Here is a 19,544-nt window from a genome sequence, read left to right as displayed (position 1 = left end):
TCTCAAACGTAATCTGACTGAGATCGGTTCTAATCTCTCTATTCTAGTGCCTGTAAGAATCACCGACCAGTGACGGTTGAATCATCCGTTGCTGCAAAAATTCGGTCAAGAGTTGCACTTTTACCGAGAGATGCTTGCTCACAGGATACAAAAGATAAACTGCGATCGCAGGAGCTTGATACTCTCCCAAGATCGCTTGCAACCGCTGGGCTGCCAAATCTGCTCCCACCATGAAGATCGGTAAAAGAGTAATCCCTAAGCCTTTGAGCGCTGCCTGCCTTAGCACTTCGCCATTATTTGAACAAATTGCGCCTTCGACCCGCACAACATAATTTCGTTCAGGTCCCATCAGATGCCACTGATTCAAGGGTGCTAAATGGCCATAGTGCAAGCAGGAGTGATGACTTAGCTGATCAGGATGGTCCGGCATACCCTGCTGCTGGAGATAATGGGGCGCGGCACAGAGCACCCTAGGAGCCGGGCAGAGTTTATGCACGATTAGACTACTGGCGGTCGGACGGGCGGCAATCCGCAAGGTCACATCAAATCCTTCTTCGATAGGATCAATCAAGCGATCATTCAGGGTTAACTCCACCTGTAACTCTGGGTATTGCACCAGAAATTCAGCTAGAACCGGGGCGAGATACAGGGTGCCAAAGGACATCGGTGCATTGACTCGTAAGGTGCCTTTGGGTTCCGTCTGCAATTGCGTAACGGCCTGTTCTGCCTCAGCCACCTCCGCCAAAATTGCCTGGCACCGCTCGTAAAACGCCAGACCCGTATGGGTGGGAGTCACTTTACGCGTGGTGCGCTGGAGGAGCTGTACGCCTAAAGCGTCTTCTAAATTGATCACCAGTTTATTGACTTGCGATCGCGACAGTCCCATTTGCCGAGAAGCTGCCGCAAACCCCCCAGCATCAACGACCTGGGTAAAGGCTCGCATGCTGTCAAATTTATCCATCGCTATTGTCCATTTTTATAAGACAATTTGTCTATAAAATATCATATTGTCATTTAATAAAGGTTGATCGATGATAGAGATAACACTCCATATCATCGGAGTCAGCATGAGAGGTCAACTCAAAATGATTGATATTCGTTTAGGCCAAGACAGAGGTTGGGCCAACAATGATTGGCTGAACAGTCGTCATACCTTTTCCTTTGGCAGTTACTACGATCCTAACTACATGGGTTTTGCCTCTCTCCGTGTCATCAATGAAGATACGGTCCAGCCCGGTCAAGGGTTTGGTCTGCATCACCATCAAGAGATGGAAATTATCTCCTATGTTTTGGAGGGTGCCTTAGAACATCAGGATAGTCTAGGAAACAGTTCTATCATTCGCCCCGGAGACGTCCAGCGCATGACTGCAGGCACAGGAATTCAGCACAGTGAGTACAATCCCTCTGCATCGGAGCCTGTTCACTTTTTGCAAATCTGGATTGTGCCTGAGACAAATGAGTTAGCTCCTGGGTATGAGCAAATCCACAGTCCCATCGCTGCAAGACACAATCGACTGCAACTAATGGGCTCTCGCACCGGTCGAGATGGATCCATGACCATCCATCAAGATGTGAATTTGTATGCCTCTACGCTAAGCCAGCATCGATCGATTGCTTATGCACTCCCCCCACAGCGAGTCGCTTGGCTTCAGGTAGCGAAAGGCGCTATTCAACTCAATGGAACATACAACTTGACCGCAGGAGACGCTGCAGCAATCACTGAACTCCAACGGTTTGAGGTGCAAGGACAGTCTGAGGCATCAGATATCTTACTCTTTGATATCGCAGCTTGACACTTATCCAGATTGCAGCTAATCCATAATGGCAGGCAGGTTGCAATATACGGTTCCGTCAGCTTGTGACTGTATGGAGGCTCTAATATTAAGTCAGACAAACCATACGCATTTAGCTTGTTGGCAATAGCTGTCCATCTTCCATCTGGAGAATCCGATCAGCCATATCTAGAATACGGTTGTCGTGAGTCACCAACATGACTGTACAGCCTTCTTCTTGAGCCAGTTTTCGCATGATTTCAACCGCATCTCGACCCGTTTTGCTATCGAGGGCAGCAGTGGGCTCATCGGCGAGGACGAGTTTGGGGTAGCTGACGAGGGCGCGAGCGATGGCAACTCTTTGCTTTTGTCCTCCGGATAGATTGGCCGGATAGTAATTGACATGTTCGCCTAAGCCAACAGCTTCGAGGATTGCGATCGCACGCTGCTTCCGTTCCTCCACCGATAAATGCGTATGCAGCTTTAGAGACATGCGCACATTCTCTTGGGCCGTTAAGCAATCCAATAAATTATGAGACTGGAAGATAAAACCAATTTGCTGGCGGAGCTTGACCAGCGTTTTCTTGGGGGCACCGAGGAGTTCTTGATTGAGGAATTTAAGGCTACCTTCCTGTTGAGATCGCAATGCCCCGATCAGCGTCAAAAGGGTGGTTTTGCCACTGCCCGACGGCCCCATTAGAATGACAATCTCACCTGGATTCAAATCCAAACTTATATCCTTAAGCACAGGCTTCCGCAACTGCCCCTTGCCAAAAGCATGATTCAGATGGCGGATCGAAACAATCGGGTCCATCAGTTAAAACACATCCGCAGGGTCGGCTTGGCGTAGCTTCCGAGTCGCAATTCCTCCCGCCCCCATACACATCACAATCGTTAAGATAAACACCTGCGCCATCACGTCAGGCCGCAAACTCAAGGGAATTTTTGTCAGAGAACTCAGCAGACTATAAACTCCGATAGATGACACACATCCCGGCACAAACCCCAACACCGCCAAAATCAGTGCTTCCTGCAAAACAACACGCAGCAAAGCATTATCGGAAAACCCCATCGCCTTTAAGGTGGCATATTCAGGTAGATGTTCTAGCACGTCTGAATAGAGAACTTGATACACCACAATCACCCCCACAACAAAACCCATCATGGCACCGAAATTCAGCACAACACCACTGGGATCCGTTGCGTAAAAAGCCGCTTCTTTCTGAATTAATTCTGTTCGGGTGAATACCTGGATAGAGGGCGGTAAGGCTTTTTGGAGCTGGGCTTGAACTTGCAGCGGATCAGCGCCTGCATCCAAGCGCACTAACCCCACACTGACGCTATCTAAACTCTCGGGTCCATTGCGGGCGGCATAGTTCAAATCACTCATAATCACATGCCCCTTCGTGAAGAGCGTGCTTCCCAAGGTATACAAGCCCGCAATTTGAGTACGACGATTTCCCATCACCGTCGTCACCTGGGGCTTTTGAGTCATTAAGTCAGGAATAGGCCCCAAACCATCCTGTGATAATCGATCGAAGAGAATCGTATCGGGTTCCTTCAACTTATCCAGTTGCTGATTGATTTCAGGCAGTGTAAAGGCAGGCTGAGCGAGATTAAAGGCCAAAATTTTGACGCGATCGGGAAAAATTTCATCTTCTTGGTTGGCGGGCTCAGGGGTACCCGAAGGAGACAGCCCCTCAGAAGAAGCCGGGAGCTGCTCGGGGTTAATCCAATCTATCCCCCCCATGATGTATAGGGGATTAACCGTTGCCACACCAGAAACGGCATTGGCTTGGTAAAGGTAAATCCGGGCAAAAGGCTGAAATCCCAAGGCCCGCGAATAAGAAGACATCAAGAATAGATCACCCTGAAGATTCTCATGAATTAAAGTGATGCCATCAAATAGCACTGCCCGAATCCCTAATTGAGCAAACATCAAAATATTGGCAAAGGCGACCCCCGTGATCGCGACAGCCAAACGAGCCTTTTGATGGGAAAGCTGAGCCCAGGCCAAGGGTCTTTCAGCGGTTAACTTTCGCAGTTGCTCCCCTTTCACCCAGCCTCCTCCTGTAAGTCAATCGTGACCCTGACTTGCATATTGGTCAGTCCAGCGACAATCGCGCTATCCCCCTGATCAATGCGGATGTAGACGTTAACGACACGAGCATTTTCGTCTGTCGTGGGATTGTCGTTCCCCGTAGACAAAGTGCGAGGGTCAATTTGCAGGCCAATATCATCAACTATTCCCTGGATTTTTCCTTCAAACCCACCATATTCACTCGAAATCGTAGCTTGCTGACCTTCTTTGATTTTTAAGATGTCGGTCTCATACACTTCCGCCTGGACAAACATTTGCTCGGTTCGCCCTAAGTCCACAATGCCGAGCTGGGTATTAACCTGCTCTCCCACCTTGGTGTTGATCCGGAGGATCTGGCCCGGAATGGGCGCTCGAACCTGCGTATCATCATAGTCAGCCCGCCGTTGTTCCACTTCAATTAAAGCTTGCTCTAGCTCGGCTTGGGCAATGGTGATGTCAATGGGACGGACCTGCTGGAGTTCAGCTAAGCGAGCCTGTGCTTCTTGAATTTCCGCCTTTAAAGTGGTGACCGTCTGTTCCAAGGCAGCAATTTGGGTCGCTAGAGTAGCGCGAGTCGTCTCGAACTCCTCGCGGGCAGCATCCACTTCTGAGCGACTAATGGCCCCCTCTTTCAATAGTTGTTGGCGACGCTGATAGGTCAGTTTTGCCTCTCGCAAAGATGCTTGAGCGCTGACGATCTCAGCTTCTTTTTGCTTGATCTCGACTGGAAGCTGAGTTTCCAGCCGGGCCACGACGGCTTGCTGAGCGGCAATACCACCGGGTTTGGTATCCCCTTGTTTCGCTTTGATCAGACGGGCCTGTAAGAGCTTGACGTTGGTTTGGGCGGCTTTCAGATCGGCTAACCGACGATCGGCGCCTTGGAGTGTGGCGATCACCTGATTCCTGCGCACTCGATCGCCCACTTTGACCAAAATCTGGTTGACCCGACTGTCTTCAGCATTAGAAACGGACAATTTGATCACATCAAATTCTGGAATAATCTTGCCGCGGGCCACCACCTGTGTGGATTTGGCAATAGGGCTGGGGCTTGGGGTGGGCTGGGCTTGTATGAACCCACAGGCACTCACTAGCAACGAGGCACCCAGAATAACTATCAATCGGTCGTTGTGTTGTTTAGCTCCTGGGGGAGTCATGTCCACCTCTCAGTCAATGAAGCATTCAGCTTCTTTCCTTCAATTGTAGACAAATTATAGACATAAATTCTCAATTAGGTTTTGAGCTGGATCCTTAAGGTCGTTTGCTAGACCGGAGTGTGGCCGTTATGAGGAGAAAACCGATGCTTATTGCATTCATAGATGAGGGAATTGGCCAATATGGGCGTTTTGCTTGACTCATTAATCAACGCTTTCAGTTCTCAACTGAAGTGGAGATCCACGATCAGTCAAGGGCTTGGCCAAGTATTGCAGATCGGTCCCCCTCTCCCATACTTTGGGTGCCAGATATCAGCAAACGGGCGTTTCATGTTTAGCAACAATCTGTTGTCTTTATGGGTAAAGAAGCACGATATACTCCGTGGGTGTTGACTCGCTAGGACAAGGACATGATCGCGGTAGCAATTTTGGCAGCGGGTAAAGGCACACGCATGAAGTCAAACCTGCCCAAGGTACTCCATCAGTTAGGGGGAAAAAGTCTGGTTGAGCGAGTCTTAAGCAGTACCCAAAACCTCTCTCCATCTCGTCAGATTGTGATTGTAGGCTATTGTGCTGATCAAGTTCGGGAGGAAATGCAATCCTGGCCCCACTTAGAGTTTGTGGAACAAACTGAACAATTAGGAACGGGGCATGCGGTCCAACAAGTGCTGCCTGTTTTGCAAGGGTTTGACGGGGACCTGCTGGTCCTTAATGGCGATGTTCCCTTGCTCAGACCTGAAACGCTACAAAAAATGCTGACGACCCATCAAGAGCATCAGAATGCGGCGACTATTTTAACCGCCCAACTCCCGAATCCAAAGGGGTACGGTCGGGTTTTCTGCGATGCTCAGATGCATTTGCAAGAGATTATCGAAGATCGGGATTGTACGCCCGCCCAGCGCCAAAATCAACGTATCAATGCTGGTGTGTATTGTTTTCGTTGGTCTGCTCTGGCCACTGTTTTACCTAATCTGAAAGCAGAGAATGACCAGCAAGAATATTATCTGACCGATGCCGTCAACTATCTGGATCCAGTGATGGTCTTGGATGTGGAGGATTATCAAGAGATTTTGGGCATCAACGATCGCAAGCAATTAGCGACAGCCTACACCATTCTGCAAGATCGGATTAAGGATGAATGGCTGGCTGCTGGCGTCACTTTAGTTGAGCCAGATAGCATCACCATCGATGAAACGGTTGAACTCGGCACCGATGTCATCATCGAACCCCAAACCCACCTACGAGGCGATACCAAAATCGATACGGGCAGCCGTATCGGTCCAGGCAGTTTGATCGAAAATAGTCAAATCGGAGCGAATGTTCAGGTGCTCTATTCAGTCATTACGGATAGCCAAGTTGGTCATCATTCTCGGGTCGGACCCTATACCCATCTGCGCGGAAATGTTCACATTGGCGAGCAATGCCGCGTCGGCAATTTTGTGGAAATGAAGAAAACGACTATTGGCGATCGCACCAACGTTGCCCACCTCTCTTACCTAGGTGATGCGACCTTAGGCAACCAAGTTAATATTGGCGCAGGCACGATTACCGCTAATTACGATGGGCTCAATAAACATCCGACTCACATTGGCGATCGCAGTAAAACAGGTGCAAATAGCGTTTTAGTTGCCCCCATCACCCTGGGCACAGATGTAACCGTTGCCGCTGGCTCCACCATTACTAAGGATGTGGGTGATGATACGCTCGCCGTCGCTCGTCAACGCCAAAGTGTTTTGCCCGGCTGGCGTCCCTTCCCTACCACATAAGATCGTTAAGATGCTGATGAGTTGTCCGATCCATAATGGATAGACAGGCCATACTGGCTGTTGTAGAGTTTTGCCCTCTCTTGATGGATGTTGACCTGGATATTTTTAGGGTAGATTGAGGCACAACTCATGTCTTGAGAAGCATCGGAGTTTTGCCCATTGCTCACCTGGACTATCAGTATACAACTGCTTTTTTAGCTCAATTTGTATTGATTATGCTCAAAAAATAGGTCACAAACAGCTCATTTATACCTGATTTATGAGTTGAGAAAGAGTGTGCTGCAATAATGTAGAGTCTTAAAAATGTCTGAACAGGTCTTTTGGGGATTGGATAGCCAGTACAGGCGTAACTGATGAGCTTCGAGTGTTATTTTTTGGATGGAATAGGCTCTCTAACAAGGATAGATTGGGCAATGGCGAACCGTTGCTCAGATGATATCAATCGGAGAATCGCCTTCGTTATCTGAGCGTATTCAACACTAAAATCTTACAAAAACAGACTTTATCTCACTGTCTTGCTCCATTTGATCGACTAAGATTGTCTTATGTTATATGACGATTGGATTTTGTAACAAAGAACACTAGAAAGGTTCAAACCCTCTCTGCGTAGTTACACCAGTTGGTCAATTTGTAATCAAAATAATAAGCATTCTTGTATAAAAAATTCCTTATGGAGATAAAAATGAAAGAAATCACCTTATAAAAGGTCAATTATCGAATAGTCATCAGCTTATTTCTCTAAAAATCCTATTTTTGCAGTAGATAAGTTCTACACTCAAGCTTTTCAAAATCTAAATATTGCTAGATATTGTGAGTTGCCAGGTTCAACTTCAATCGTTTCTATCATCGATTAGCTTTGTATTAGCGCGAATTCGAAGCCTATTCCGATGTTTTAAGGGTTTTAGGTAGCGTAGACAGCTCTTATAACCAGGCATGTGAGCTACGGTACGTCGAGGATGTGATCAGAGTCAATTACAATCCTTCACAATCAAGTTATTCTGAAGATCTAATCCGATTGTTATTTCCCCGATTCTGTATCCTCACGTTATTCCAAATTCAGTTGAAGGTCAGCAATATCTTAAGTTCCTCTTACCTCAAATCAAGGCGATGAAATCTAGACCGAACTCAAAAATTACCAGAGTGCAGCGGTTGGAGAGTGTTAAAGAAACTCCCCAACCCGCCTTGACGCTTCTCCCTCAATCCTTCCCAGCAGGAGTAGAAGATGAAGGAGGACTGAATCTTGGTCAACTGTTTGGGGCAATTCGTAGACGCCTGCCAGTGGTCGTTTTTGTAACGGCCGTGGTTGCGGTGTCGACGTTGTACTGGAGCCGCACCCGTCCGTCCAGTTACAAGGGGGAGTTCCGCATCTTGATTGAGCCTGTCACTGCAGAAAGTGAGGTTGTATCAGCCATTAGTGGTACTAAGACTTCGGTGGAAAGCCAAGATCTGGGTAGTGCCCAAGCCTCACAAACTGTTTTAGATTATCCGACTCAGATTCAAATTCTTCTCAGTCCTCAAATCTTAGAACCGGTTGCTAAAAGTTTGAATGCAGATTATCCCGATCTGACCTACGAACACCTTGCTCAAAGCCTCACGATTGAGCGTGTGACAGATGATGCCAGCACTGAAACCAAAATTTTGTCCATTACATATAACGCAGCGAATGCTGAAGAAGCGACCAAAATCACCAACGTAGTATCTAAGCAGTACATCAACTACAGTGTGAGTGAGCGCCAAACCAATTTGAGTCGAGCCATTCAATTTGTAGATGCACAATTGCCCAAGGTTGAAGGCCAAGTACGTCAATTTGAGCAACTCCTACAACGTTTCAGAGAACAGTATCAACTGCTGGATCCAGCCACGTTTGGCGGTCAGGTGTCCTCACAGGCCGGCACCATTCAAGGGCAATTAGCAGATAACCAGATTCAGCTGATGCAAACGCGGCAGCTCTATGCCTCTTTGCAAAAGCAATTACAGCTTTCTCCATCTAGTGCTGAGGCGGCATCGGTCTTAACTGAATCTCCCAGCTATCAGAAATTGCGGACTCAGTTACAAGATATTGAAGCTCAACTAGCGATTCGATCTGCAGAGCTAACCAGTAATCACCCTGAAGTGGTTGCCCTGAGGGAACAACGCGATCAGCTGTTGCCGTTGATCAATCAAGCTGCGTCTAACAGCTTGGGTCGTAATCTCTCCAAAAATATTACAGATGCAGCCTCTCTCCCTTACCAAAACTCTCTTCGCCAAGGTTTGAGTAAGCAATTTGTTGATTCGGCCATTCAACTTCAGGTTCTAGAAGCACAACGGCAAGGTATTCTTGGTGCCCAACGATCGCTGCAACAAAAGATGCAGCAACTGCCTGCCATTACACGGCAATACGAGAACCTACAGCGGAAACTCAAAATTGCCAATGATACCTATCGTAAGTTTCTAGAAAAAAGAGAAGAGTTGCTGATTAATGCGGCTCGTAATGAAGTTCCTTGGGAGTTGCTAGGTAAGCCTACTGTATTGGAAGAAGCCAGTGCTAGCTTACCCCGTGATCTAGCGCTCGGAACCATCTTGGGGCTGCTACTGGGCGTCGGCATTGCCATCCTCTTGGATAAAACGAATGATGCCATCCATTCTTTACAAGATTTACGTTCAGAGTTGAATCGCCCTATTTTGGGGGTCATCCCTTATCACAAGCCCTTAGAGGAGTCACCGTTTCTCCCTGTCGGGGATGATGGACGAGTCAGTGAAGTTGGGTTAACGCTGCTTGAGAGTAGAGAAAAACCTGCCTCCTTGCTGAATAATGAGCAGTTTCCGCTTGCAAATTGGGCTGGTTTAACCACTAAAAAGAACTCGGAGTATACCTATTCTCCCTTCTTGGAGGCTTTCCGTTCGCTGTATTCTCAGCTCCATCTGCTAAATCCTGACTTACCCATTTCGTCTCTTGTAATGTCGTCTTGTTCCTCTCACGAAGGGAAGACCACGACTTCTATGCACCTTGCTCAAGCGGCAGCAGCGATGGGCCGAAGGGTGTTATTGGTGGATGCCGACCTACGCGCCCCTAGCCTTAGCCGGGTGTTGAATTTGCCCAATAGTCCTGGCTTGAGTGACTTGATGGCAACGGAAGGGAATCTTCAATCTACGATTCATCCTTTGCCAGGCACGGAAAATCTCTTTGTGCTGACGGCTGGGATGCTACCCTCTGACCCCACGCGTATTTTGGCGTCTCAAAAAATGCAAAAGCTGATGGGCGTTTTTGATGAACAATTTGATTTAGTCATCTATGACTGCCCTCCTCTCAACTTGGCAGATCCAACTATTATTGCTCCTCAAACAGATGGACTAGTGGTGGTGGCTCAATTGGGCAGTGTACCCAGAAGCTTGTTGAAGGAAAGTCTACGCATGTTAGAAATCGCTCAAATTCCTATCTTGGGAGTGGTTGCTAACGGTATCAGAAACTAGTCTCTGAATTAAGATTGAACCGTTTGTCAATCGAACAACTCATACTGCCAGCTGGGTCATTGCTCAAGCCCCTGGCGCTGATTGAACGACAGCCCCATAACGATCTAAACTCATCACTTTTGCCTGTACGGGAATGCCAGAAGCCTGCCATTGGGTCTGAATTGTTTGTGCGATCGCATCTGCTGATTCACGACTTCCCAGGGCTAAAAGCGTCGGCCCAGCACCACTGATCACCAAACCATAGGCCCCAGCATCTTGAGCCGCTTGGTAGACGTCCCTGTACCCAGGAATTAACTTGAGCCGATAGGGTTGATGCAACTTATCTTCTAGTGCTGTTGTGAGCAAGGCCGGATCCGCCTGTTCTAGCCCTTTGAGCAAAAAGCCGAGATGAGCCATATTAAAGATTGCATCACCATACCCACAGGTGTTGGGTAAGGCATTGCGAGCAAGATCCGTCTTCAGCTCAAAATCGGGGATAGCAACGACAGGGACCACCTCAGGGGACCAATCTATCGAACAGATTTGCCATTGGTCATTGGCCTGGGTAGCCAGACAACACCCCCCCAACATGGCAGGCACAACATTATCGGGATGACCCTCCAGCGTAATGGCCAACTGTAATAATTCCGATTGGTCTAAAGGCTGATGAGCCAGTTCATTTGCCCCGATTAGGCCAGCAATAATCGCTGTGGCTGAACTGCCTAACCCTCTAGCCTGGGGAATATCTAAATGGATATCGATTTTGATGGGAGGAGGCGTTTGGCCGAGATGTTGATATGTTGCTGCAAATGCTCGATAAACCAGATTTTGATCATCCGTCGGCAGTTGATCCGCCCCCTGTCCTGTGGCCTGGATTAGGGGTGATGCAGAGGGATCGGGAAGCAGCGTAAATTGAAAGCGATTGTGGAGGGAGAGAGCTGCTCCTAAGCAGTCGAAGCCTGGACCAATATTGGCAGTTGTCGCGGGAACCTGAATCGTTAATGTTTGAGTATTCGACATGGGTGGAAGCGTCGGGAAGATGGAAAGACAGAGAGAGTCTGAGGAACAGGATTCCCTGCCGTCTTGTAGACTAGGGGTATATAGTAACCTCTCACAAAATCGTACTGGAACGGCGAGCAGATTGTTTTCTTCTCCAGTTTGGTATTGCTGATAAAACCTCGTTAATCAACGCAGAACTTTAAAACATTTATTTCCTTGTCCCCCATACCCTAACCCTGGTTGATGTGGTTTCATCACAATCCTTTTGAGAGTCGAGATCCTGCCCAGGCTGGGGCAGCTCAAGCTTATCCCGTCAATCAAACCCGCTTAGAGAATGGATTAACCGTTCTACACCAATACATTCCCTTAGTCCCAGTGGTCGCTGTGGATATTTGGGTAAATGCCGGGGTAACCTCAGAGCCTGAAGCTGTGCCGGGATTAGCGCATGTTTTAGAGCATATGATTTTCAAGGGATCTGAAACGGTTGCTCCCCAGCAGTTGGATCGGTTGCTAGAGCGACAAGGGGGCATCGTTAATGCGGCTACGGGGTATGACTATGCCCACTTCTACATCGTTACTCTAGCCGAGCAGCTAGAAGCCTGCTTTGCCCCATTTGTGAACCTCCTGATCCATGCAGCGATTCCTGAAGCAGCATTTAGGCAAGAGCAGGACATTATCTGTGCCGAAATCGATCAGGCTTACGATAATCCCGACTGGGTGGTCTATCAATCTGCTCGTCAATTGTTATTCCCTCACCATCCCTATGGTCGTCCAGTGCTGGGTTTTGCCGAACTCCCTCCCCTGCTGTCTGCTGCCCATACGCGAGATTTTCACCATCAGCTCTATCAGCCGGAAAATATGACGATCGTCCTGGTGGGCGATCTGCCCCATGAACAAGCGATCGATTTAGTCCAGAAACATTGTGATTGGCCTCCAGCCCTTTCGGGGCGGGAACCGTTACCGCCCCTCAGGTCCCTGACACCTTTGAGCCACCGTAGTTGCCATGCCATGGAAACCCCTGGCATTGACCAAGCACGGTTGACCATGGCTTGGTTGGGACCTAACGCAAACGCGTCTGGGCAGGGATATGGATTGGATCTATTGTCGGTGCTACTGACTGGCGGACGCACCTCCCGATTGGTGGCCGATTTATTGGAACAACGGGGTTGGGCTCATGATGTTCATAGTGAATTCTTCCTCCAGCGAGAAGGGGGCTACTTCACTATCTCCGCTTGGTTAGATCCCCAGTATCTAGAGGTGGTGGAAACGGTAATTCGAGAGCATGTCTATCAGCTAAGTGAATCCTGTATTTCTGAGGCAGAGCTGCATCGGTGCCAACAGTTGGTCGTCAATGACTTTACGTTTGGTACGGAAATGGTCAACCAGTTGGCTGGATTATACGGGTATTACAGTATATTGGGCGAATTGGAACAAGCCTTGGCTTATCCCCAGCTGATTCAGGCCCTTGAACCTCAACACTTGCAACATCTGGTTCAACAGTACCTGTCCCCAACTCACTACGCCATCACGACTTTGCAACCTTGCTCTTTTTAATCTGTTCTGAATGCTGTCTCTTCCCTCTCCATTGACTTCGGTGCCTGTTACGTCCGGTCTGCTCTGTCAGAAATTTGAGTTAGCCAATGGGCTGGTGGTTTTAGTGACCGAAAACCCCATTGCCGATATTGTTGCGGCTCGCATCTTTGTTGGGGCTGGCAGTACTCGCGAACCCGTGAACCAGTCTGGATTAGCCTATTTGGTGGCAGCAACTCTGACCAAAGGCACGCATCGATGCTCTTCTGCGGAAATTGCGGAGCAGGTGGAATCAGTGGGAGCCAGTTTAGGGGTAGAACGCGCACCGGACTATTTTTTACTGAGTCTGAAAACCGTTTCTGAAGACTTCTTGGATATCTTGACCCTGGCGGCTGAGTTACTTCGAACGCCCTCTTTCCCCGAGTCGGAGGTGGAGTTGGAAAAGCGGTTGGCGTTGCAGTCCATTCGTTCTCAGCAAGAGCAGCCCTTTACCCTAGCGCTGAAGGGATTGCGGCAGTCCCTTTTTCCCCCAGGACATCCCTATACCCAAACAGGGCCTGGCGATCCTGACCAGATTGCTCAACTTCAGCCCACCGATCTCCATCAGTACCATCAGACCTATTTTCGGCCTGACAATATGGTGATTAGCCTATCGGGTCATTTAAAGGCGGCTGAGGCAGTGGCGTATTGCCAACAGGTGTTTGGAGATTGGCCTGCGCCTGAGCAGCAGTTGCCACCAGCTTTACAGTCAGCATCGCAGTCCTCCTTAAGTACGGAATCCAATCTGTCGGTTACCCCTCAACCCACCCAGCAGAGTATTGTCATGTTGGGCCATTTAGCCCCTTCGGTACAGGAGCCGGACTATGCAGCACTGAAGTTGCTGTACACCTACCTGTGTAATGGCCTGTCTAGTCGTTTATTTGTGGAACTGCGGGAGAAGCAGGGACTGGCCTATGAGGTGTCGGGGTTCTATCCGACTCGCCTCGGGCCTTCGCATTTTGTCGTGTATTTGGGGACTGCTGCGGAGAATACTGCGATCGCACTCTCAAAACTCCAAGCTGAAATCGATCGCCTTTGTCAGCAACCCCTCTCTGATGAAGAACTGGCAACAACCAAAAGTAAACTCCTCGGTCAATATGTTTTGGGTAAGCAAAGTAATGCCCAACTCGCCCACCTCATGGGCTGGTATGAAGCTCTAGGACTAGGCATCCACTACGATCAGACCTTCCCTCAGCAGATTGAGCGGTTGCAGGCTGAAACCGTTTACCAAGCTGCTTGTCAGCATCTGCACCCCTCCCATATTTCCCTAGTCGGTTCAGCATCTGCGGTGCAGCCGTGGTTGACACCTTCCTAGTCGGCGTCTACTTTCTCTAAATATTGACTGCTGAGTAAATAAGCGCCATTCTCCATGCGCACACTCCAGTAATCCCCGGGTTCTCGGCTGAGGACCGTGCCTTCTTCACCGACACGAATGACATCCGGAGGTCGGAGCATGGGCATCGGTTCTGCTGTTTTGACATAGGGGGGGAGGGAGACGATGCGAATGCGATCGCCAACATCAATGGAGTCAGACATGGTTGAGGACAATTTCCTGAATGCAAACGGTCAATCTAAATTAAACATTGACCCTTAGGTTAAGACTATCCCGAATTCTAAAGGAAGCCGATACAATCAAAAAGCACTTTTACCCCAATCAGAAGGACGTTACCGATGCCTGCTGAGTCTTCCAATCTGCTTGATGGCAAACGACTGGCCCTGCAAATTCAGGAAGAGCTGACCACCCAAATCCAAACCCTACACGCAGAGATAGGGCGTCCACCGGGATTGGCAGTGCTGATGGTGGGGGATAACCCAGCGAGTGCAGCCTATGTTCGCAATAAAGAACGAGCCTGTGAACGGGTTGGAATTGCGTCCTTTGGTCATCATTTCCCGACAGAGGTCACGTTTGACGAGGTGAAGCAAACCATCCATGACCTAAATGCCAATCCTCAAGTCGATGGCATTCTAGTGCAGTTGCCCTTGCCCCCTCACTTAGACGCCACAGCCTTACTCTACGAAATTGATCCGAATAAAGATGTGGATGGACTGCATCCACTGAATTTGGGACGTCTGGTCCGGGGAGAGTCTGGGTTGCGTAGCTGCACTCCCGCTGGAGTGATGCGATTGCTAGCTGCCTATGATGTTGAGCTTCAAGGCAAGCATGCCGTTGTTATTGGTCGTAGTATTTTGGTGGGTAAACCCGTCTCTTTGATGCTGCTTGCCGCCAATGCTACGGTGACGATGGCCCATTCTTGTACCCCTGATTTAGCTGCTGTGACACGTACTGCAGATGTATTGGTCACTGCTGTGGGTCAGCCGGGACTGATTACGGCGGAGATGGTTAAACCGGGGGCTGTGGTGATTGATGTGGGGATTAACCGCAAAGAAGTTGAGGGAAAAGCCCGATTGGTTGGGGATGTGGATTTTACCTCCGTTCAGCCCCATAGTTCGTTGATTACGCCTGTCCCCGGGGGCGTGGGTCCGATGACCGTGTCTATGCTTTTAGGGAATACGGTGTGGAGTTATAGGCAACGGCACAAAGCATCATACAATAGTTGAACTGGCCTGATTGTTGAGATCGCACCGAATCACTGCTTTCGACAACTTAAGGGCTTTTTTTGCCCAACTTAGGGTGACCATGCCATCGTCAAAGATCACGAAGGATCACCAGGATGATATCCGCTGAAAACCCTCAGAAAACTTCCTCCACTCAAGATTTGTCTGATTCAACCCCTGCTAATTTTAACCTTGTAGACTATCTCTCTCAGCGGCAAACACTTGTAGAGGCCGCTTTAGATGCTTCCATTCCCGTGGTCTACCCCGAAAAAATTTATGAGGCTATGCGCTACTCCCTAATGGCGGGAGGGAAGCGCCTTCGCCCGATTTTGTGCTTGGCGGCTTGTGAACTGGCTGGCGGCACCATTGAGATGGCAATGCCCACGGCCTGTGCCCTAGAAATGATCCATACGATGTCCTTGATTCATGACGATTTACCCGCCATGGACAATGACGATTTCCGCCGAGGTAAGCCCACCAACCACAAAATATATGGGGAAGATATCGCTATTCTGGCTGGCGATGGCCTATTGGCCTATGCCTATGAGCATGTAGCGATTCAGACCCAACAGGTTCCCCCTGAACAGGTGCTGAAAGTTGTTGCTCGCCTGGGTCATGCAGTGGCCGCAACGGGGTTAGTGGGTGGTCAGGTCGTTGATCTGGAGTCGGAAGGTGCAGAAGATGTGACCCTCTCGACCTTGAATTTTATCCATGCCCATAAAACCGGAGCATTGCTAGAAGCGTCGGTGTTATCGGGGGCTGAGTTGGCAGGGGCGAATCAAGACCTCTTGGACCGGTGCTCTAAATTTGCGCGTAATATCGGGCTGGCCTTCCAAATTATTGATGATGTGTTGGATGTGACAGCCACTAGCGAAAAGCTGGGCAAAACTGCCGGTAAGGATGTGGCGGCCCAAAAGGCGACTTATCCCAGTCTGTGGGGTATTCCAGAGTCTAAGCGACAAGCCCAACATTTAATCGAAGAAGCGAAAGCAGAGTTAGCGGTTTACGGAGAGCAGTCAGCCCCGTTACAGGCCCTCGCTGATTTCATTACGTCTCGCCAATCTTAGATGCTGTCAATGCTCTCCTGGTTCAAGTTTCGACAATAGATATGCAGGATTTTGGCAATATTCTCAACAACCAGGTCTTGCTGGTTTCCCTTGCGGCGAGTTTAATTGCTCAAGGTCTCAAGATCATTATTGATCTGATTCAAAATGGCAAAATCAATTTCCGAGTGTTGGTGGAAACGGGAGGCATGCCCAGTTCCCATTCGGCCTCGGTGACAACCTTGGCGACCTGTGTGGGGCAAGTCCAGGGATGGGATAGTACTGAGTTTGCGATCGCAACCGTCTTTGCCATCATCGTTATGTACGATGCTGCTGGTGTGCGCCAGGCAGCGGGTAAGCAAGCCAAGGTCCTCAATCAAATTGTGGATGAAATGTTTCAAGAGCATCCCGAATTCAATGAAGACCGCCTCAAAGAACTTCTGGGCCATACCCCTGTGCAAGTGATAGTTGGTTCAATTCTGGGGGTTGCCATTGCCATACTACTCGGCCCGGCTGGTTTGCTCCTTTAACGTTCTGACTTTGTAGGGACCAGATCGTTGCGCATATATTCCAAGGCAGCGTTCACAAGATAGCTGGATCGATTACTGCCACTTTCGGCAACCTGGGTATCAATTTTATTTAAAATCCGTTCAGGGATAGTGATATTGATCCGTTTGGCTTTGCCCGAAAGTTTGGAGAGATCAATCGACACGACACCCCAAATCCCCTCCTTATAGTCAGCATTACCGTAGTGAATATCCATCGGCTGTGGAAGGGGAATATCCTCCCCCTCCAGCAGTAACCCCTCAACATGACATTCAATGGCTTCAACCACGTTGGTCATGGTTTCGTCCATCGTATCTCCAGCCGAAAAGCATCCAGGCAGATCGGGAACAGTTACCCCATAGGCACTAACAGCATCTTTATGAATCACAACTGGATATTGCATCGTCAAACGTAGATTTGTTTGAATAAGTTTGAATCTATCTCTGAAAGATCATTAAGATTTAGGAAGAGACCTCAACCAATTTTAGGCTGCACCGATGGCACGGATTGTTCTGATTGCGGGATTTGAATCCTTTAATATCGACTTATATATCAGAGCTGCTGAGCTGGCCCAAGCTCGCTGTCCGGGTTTGGAGGTTCGGATCTTTAGCGATCGCGACATCAATTCCGACCCAGAAGCCGTCACGGCTGCCTTGCAAGGAGCGGATGTTTTCTTTAGCAGCTTAGTCTTCGACTACGACCAAGTGCTGTGGTTGCGGGAGCGGGTGCAGGATATTCCCATTCGGTTGGTGTTTGAATCGGCACTAGAACTGATGAGCCTCACCCAGCTCGGCAAGTTTGTCATTGGCGAGAAGCCCAAAGGGATGCCCAAGCCCGTCAAATACATCCTGGATAAATTTGGCAGCGGTAAAGAAGAAGACAAACTAGCTGGGTATATCAGCTTTCTCAAAGTCGGTCCTAAACTGCTCAAGTATGTTCCCGGTAAAAAGGTCCAAGACTTACGGAACTGGTTGATTATCTATGGCTACTGGAATGCTGGGGGGCCTGAGAATGTGGCTGCTATGTGCTGGACCCTGGCCGAGAAATATCTCAATTTACCCCTCAATGCGGAAATACCACCGCCGATTGAGACTCCTAATATTGGTCTGCTCCATCCAGACTATGAAGGATATTTTGACTCTCCTCAGGACTACCTAGACTGGTACAAAATTAATCGGCTTCCCTTCCTGTGGAAAGTGGGCGCAACCTCCACAACCCAACATATCCACTTTGCCCAGCCCCCAGTTGTGGGGATTCTGTTGTATCGCAAGCATGTCATCACCAAACAGCCCTATATTCCCCAAATGATTCGTAAGTTTGAGGAAGCAGGACTCATTCCTTTACCCATTTTTATTAACGGGGTGGAAGGCCATGTGGCCGTGCGGGATTTAATGACCACCCGCCACGAACAGGATCAACGCCAACAGGGCACCAAAGAAATTCTGTCTTTATCTGAGAAGGCGGCTGAAGTGGATGCGATTGTCTCGACAATCGGTTTCCCCCTCGTCGGCGGTCCCGCCGGATCGATGGAAGCAGGACGGCAAGTGGCCGTAGCCAAGCAGATCCTCAGCGCCAAGAATGTGCCTTACCTCGTAGCTGCACCTCTGCTGATTCAGGATATTTATTCCTGGACGCGCCAAGGGATTGGTGGTCTGCAAAGTGTAGTGCTCTATGCCTTGCCGGAACTCGATGGCGCGATTGATACGATTCCCCTAGGCGGGCTGGTTGGTAATGACATTTACATTGTGCCCGAACGGGTCGATCGCCTCACTGGACGGTTGAAGCAATGGATTGCCCTCCGCCAGAAACCCATGGCCGAAAGGAAGTTAGCCATTCTCCTCTATGGATTTCCACCAGGATATGGGGCGACTGGAACGGCTGCGCTGCTAAATGTACCGAAATCTCTCTTAAGCCTGCTCAGATCCCTTAAAGACCAGGGTTACGACGTGGGGGATTTACCAGAGGATGGCGAAGAAATCGTCAACTGGGTGCGGGAAGCAGATAACGGCTTAGTCGATCCGGCCCAGATGAACGGTCATGCCGGAACAACCTCCGTCAATGTTCGCCAGCTGGAACGGTGGCTGGGATATTTACTGACCCATCGGATTGAAAAGCAGTGGGACTCCCTAACGGGAACCGGGATTAAAACCAATGGTGAAGAATTCAACGTCGGCGGCATTCAAATGGGGAATGTCTGGATTGGCGTCCAGCCGCCCTTAGGCTTATCTGGTGACCCCATGCGCCTGATGTTTGAGCGGGATTTAACCCCTCATCCCCAATATGCAGCCTTTTATAAATGGCTACAAAATGGCTTCCAGGCCGATGGGGTGATCCACTTTGGCATGCATGGCACCGTGGAATGGCTGCCCGGAAGTCCCTTGGGGAATACAGGATACTCCTGGCCGGATGTGCTGTTGGGGAATATTCCTAACCTCTATATCTACGCGGCTAATAATCCGTCGGAGTCGATCTTGGCAAAGCGTCGAGGTTATGGCGTTTTGATCTCTCACAACGTCCCACCCTATGGTCGAGCTGAACTCTACAAAGAGCTAGCTGCCTTACGCGATCTGATTCAGGAATACCGCGAAGACCCGGAAAAAAATGCGGTGTTGCGGGAGGCCATCTGCAAAAAG

The 19,544-nt window shown here is 49.2% G+C and carries 16 protein-coding genes; 9 read left to right on the top strand and 7 right to left on the bottom strand.

The window, feature by feature from the left end:
• Positions 1 to 43: 43 nt before the first annotated feature.
• Positions 44 to 961: a LysR family transcriptional regulator gene (locus Q0986_RS03840; protein ID WP_299404174.1), complete on the bottom strand. Its 918-nt coding sequence runs from the start codon at positions 959 to 961 to the stop codon at positions 44 to 46.
• A gap of 124 nt (positions 962 to 1,085) precedes the next feature.
• Here Q0986_RS03840 and Q0986_RS03835 point away from each other — a divergent pair, with 124 nt between their 5' ends.
• The gene (locus tag Q0986_RS03835; protein ID WP_299404228.1) at positions 1,086 to 1,793 is read left to right on the top strand and encodes a pirin family protein; all 708 of its coding nucleotides are present in this window, start codon (positions 1,086 to 1,088) and stop codon (positions 1,791 to 1,793) included.
• A 112-nt stretch (positions 1,794 to 1,905) separates the two neighbouring features.
• Here the strand turns inward: Q0986_RS03835 and Q0986_RS03830 are convergent, their stop codons facing one another.
• From Q0986_RS03830 to Q0986_RS03820, 3 genes are read right to left on the bottom strand one after another with little or no spacing between them, the layout of a single operon-like run.
• Positions 1,906 to 2,586: a DevA family ABC transporter ATP-binding protein gene (locus Q0986_RS03830; RefSeq protein WP_299404170.1), complete on the bottom strand. Its 681-nt coding sequence runs from the start codon at positions 2,584 to 2,586 to the stop codon at positions 1,906 to 1,908.
• 3 nt (positions 2,587 to 2,589) lie between these two features.
• Positions 2,590 to 3,831 (bottom strand): FtsX-like permease family protein, encoded by a 1,242-nt coding sequence (locus Q0986_RS03825; RefSeq protein ID WP_299404166.1) that lies wholly within the window; start codon positions 3,829 to 3,831, stop codon positions 2,590 to 2,592.
• Entirely contained in the window at positions 3,828 to 5,006 is a 1,179-nt protein-coding gene (locus tag Q0986_RS03820) for an HlyD family efflux transporter periplasmic adaptor subunit (RefSeq protein WP_299404162.1), read from the bottom strand. The genes Q0986_RS03825 and Q0986_RS03820 overlap by 4 nt, the downstream gene beginning before the upstream one ends.
• Before the next feature lie 407 nt (positions 5,007 to 5,413).
• Between Q0986_RS03820 and glmU the strand changes: the two genes are divergently transcribed.
• Both glmU and Q0986_RS03810 read left to right on the top strand, forming a co-directional pair.
• A complete protein-coding gene (gene glmU / locus Q0986_RS03815) occupies positions 5,414 to 6,769 on the top strand; it encodes a bifunctional UDP-N-acetylglucosamine diphosphorylase/glucosamine-1-phosphate N-acetyltransferase GlmU (RefSeq protein ID WP_299404159.1) in 1,356 nt (451 codons plus the stop codon).
• Positions 6,770 to 7,876: 1,107 nt separating this feature from the next.
• A complete protein-coding gene (locus tag Q0986_RS03810) occupies positions 7,877 to 10,219 on the top strand; it encodes a tyrosine-protein kinase domain-containing protein (protein ID WP_299404154.1) in 2,343 nt (780 codons plus the stop codon).
• A 63-nt stretch (positions 10,220 to 10,282) separates the two neighbouring features.
• Here the strand turns inward: Q0986_RS03810 and thrB are convergent, their stop codons facing one another.
• Positions 10,283 to 11,218 (bottom strand): homoserine kinase, encoded by a 936-nt coding sequence (gene thrB, locus Q0986_RS03805; protein WP_299404149.1) that lies wholly within the window; start codon positions 11,216 to 11,218, stop codon positions 10,283 to 10,285.
• Positions 11,219 to 11,440: 222 nt separating this feature from the next.
• Between thrB and Q0986_RS03800 the strand changes: the two genes are divergently transcribed.
• Together Q0986_RS03800 and Q0986_RS03795 are read left to right on the top strand one after the other, a co-directional pair.
• Positions 11,441 to 12,751 carry a pitrilysin family protein gene (locus Q0986_RS03800; RefSeq protein WP_299404145.1) on the top strand — a complete coding sequence of 437 codons (1,311 nt, stop codon included), beginning with the start codon at positions 11,441 to 11,443 and terminating at the stop codon, positions 12,749 to 12,751.
• Between the two features lie 10 nt (positions 12,752 to 12,761).
• Positions 12,762 to 14,081 (top strand): pitrilysin family protein, encoded by a 1,320-nt coding sequence (locus Q0986_RS03795; protein ID WP_299404141.1) that lies wholly within the window; start codon positions 12,762 to 12,764, stop codon positions 14,079 to 14,081.
• Here Q0986_RS03795 and sipA read toward each other — a convergent pair.
• Positions 14,078 to 14,302 (bottom strand): regulatory protein SipA, encoded by a 225-nt coding sequence (gene sipA / locus Q0986_RS03790; protein ID WP_299404138.1) that lies wholly within the window; start codon positions 14,300 to 14,302, stop codon positions 14,078 to 14,080. The genes Q0986_RS03795 and sipA overlap by 4 nt on opposite strands.
• A 135-nt stretch (positions 14,303 to 14,437) precedes the next feature.
• On the opposite strand from sipA, the gene folD reads away from it, so the two are divergent.
• From folD to Q0986_RS03775, 3 genes are all read left to right on the top strand, one after another.
• The gene (gene folD / locus Q0986_RS03785) at positions 14,438 to 15,325 is read left to right on the top strand and encodes a bifunctional methylenetetrahydrofolate dehydrogenase/methenyltetrahydrofolate cyclohydrolase FolD (protein WP_299404133.1); all 888 of its coding nucleotides are present in this window, start codon (positions 14,438 to 14,440) and stop codon (positions 15,323 to 15,325) included.
• A 113-nt stretch (positions 15,326 to 15,438) separates the two neighbouring features.
• The gene (gene crtE / locus Q0986_RS03780) at positions 15,439 to 16,389 is read left to right on the top strand and encodes a geranylgeranyl diphosphate synthase CrtE (RefSeq protein ID WP_299404130.1); all 951 of its coding nucleotides are present in this window, start codon (positions 15,439 to 15,441) and stop codon (positions 16,387 to 16,389) included.
• 41 nt (positions 16,390 to 16,430) lie between these two features.
• Positions 16,431 to 16,895: a divergent PAP2 family protein gene (locus Q0986_RS03775; protein WP_012165103.1), complete on the top strand. Its 465-nt coding sequence runs from the start codon at positions 16,431 to 16,433 to the stop codon at positions 16,893 to 16,895.
• On the opposite strand, the gene Q0986_RS03770 is transcribed toward Q0986_RS03775, so the two are convergent.
• Entirely contained in the window at positions 16,892 to 17,314 is a 423-nt protein-coding gene (locus tag Q0986_RS03770; RefSeq protein ID WP_299404122.1) for a type II toxin-antitoxin system HicB family antitoxin, read from the bottom strand. The genes Q0986_RS03775 and Q0986_RS03770 overlap by 4 nt on opposite strands.
• A gap of 94 nt (positions 17,315 to 17,408) precedes the next feature.
• On the opposite strand from Q0986_RS03770, the gene bchH reads away from it, so the two are divergent.
• Positions 17,409 to 19,544, top strand: a 2,136-nt coding sequence (bchH, locus tag Q0986_RS03765; protein WP_299404117.1) for a magnesium chelatase subunit H, incomplete at its 3' end; no start/stop codon positions are given.

It is taken from the genome of Acaryochloris sp. IP29b_bin.148, assembly GCF_028285565.1.
In the GTDB taxonomy this organism is placed as follows: domain Bacteria; phylum Cyanobacteriota; class Cyanobacteriia; order Thermosynechococcales; family Thermosynechococcaceae; genus Acaryochloris.
The sequence above is the reverse complement of the archived record's forward strand: the minus strand, read 5'-3'. Positions and strand labels throughout refer to the sequence as shown.

Coding starts and splice junctions, on each gene's coding strand:
- Q0986_RS03800 (WP_299404145.1), top strand. CDS start 11,441: ATGTGGTTTCATCACAATCCTTTTGAGAGTCGAGATCCTGCCCAGGCT.
- Q0986_RS03830 (WP_299404170.1), bottom strand. CDS start 2,586: ATGGACCCGATTGTTTCGATCCGCCATCTGAATCATGCTTTTGGCAAG.
- glmU (WP_299404159.1), top strand. CDS start 5,414: ATGATCGCGGTAGCAATTTTGGCAGCGGGTAAAGGCACACGCATGAAG.
- Q0986_RS03775 (WP_012165103.1), top strand. CDS start 16,431: ATGCAGGATTTTGGCAATATTCTCAACAACCAGGTCTTGCTGGTTTCC.
- Q0986_RS03770 (WP_299404122.1), bottom strand. CDS start 17,314: ATGCAATATCCAGTTGTGATTCATAAAGATGCTGTTAGTGCCTATGGG.
- Q0986_RS03820 (WP_299404162.1), bottom strand. CDS start 5,006: ATGACTCCCCCAGGAGCTAAACAACACAACGACCGATTGATAGTTATT.
- thrB (WP_299404149.1), bottom strand. CDS start 11,218: ATGTCGAATACTCAAACATTAACGATTCAGGTTCCCGCGACAACTGCC.
- Q0986_RS03840 (WP_299404174.1), bottom strand. CDS start 961: ATGGATAAATTTGACAGCATGCGAGCCTTTACCCAGGTCGTTGATGCT.
- Q0986_RS03795 (WP_299404141.1), top strand. CDS start 12,762: ATGCTGTCTCTTCCCTCTCCATTGACTTCGGTGCCTGTTACGTCCGGT.
- Q0986_RS03810 (WP_299404154.1), top strand. CDS start 7,877: ATGAAATCTAGACCGAACTCAAAAATTACCAGAGTGCAGCGGTTGGAG.
- folD (WP_299404133.1), top strand. CDS start 14,438: ATGCCTGCTGAGTCTTCCAATCTGCTTGATGGCAAACGACTGGCCCTG.
- sipA (WP_299404138.1), bottom strand. CDS start 14,302: ATGTCTGACTCCATTGATGTTGGCGATCGCATTCGCATCGTCTCCCTC.
- crtE (WP_299404130.1), top strand. CDS start 15,439: ATGATATCCGCTGAAAACCCTCAGAAAACTTCCTCCACTCAAGATTTG.
- Q0986_RS03835 (WP_299404228.1), top strand. CDS start 1,086: ATGATTGATATTCGTTTAGGCCAAGACAGAGGTTGGGCCAACAATGAT.